At 48.4% G+C, this 221-nt stretch carries 1 protein-coding gene; it reads left to right on the plus strand.

The genetic code is table 11. The annotated features are described in order from the left end of the window. The coding region (locus tag ABEV15_RS08040) for a transposase (RefSeq protein WP_498852904.1) at window positions 1–221 on the plus strand (221 nt) is incomplete at both ends.

Below are 221 nucleotides of genomic sequence, written 5' to 3' on the forward strand. Positions count from 1 at the left end.
TCATGAAGCGTTTGTTTGCACGAATCGTTTCGAAGTGTAATCGCAAAATACGGCGATCTCTTCGATTCCCGAAACCTCTTCGCATTGTCGATTCGACAACGGTGACAGTCGGAAAGAACCGCCTATCATGGGCGCCTTATCATGGGGAACGGTCAGGGATTAAACTGCATGTCGCTTATTCTCCTGAACACCAGTCACCGATGGATGCCATAGAAACAACC

The sequence above is a fragment of the Bhargavaea massiliensis genome (assembly GCF_050480245.1).
Taxonomy (GTDB): Bacteria; Bacillota; Bacilli; order Bacillales; family Anoxybacillaceae; genus Anoxybacillus.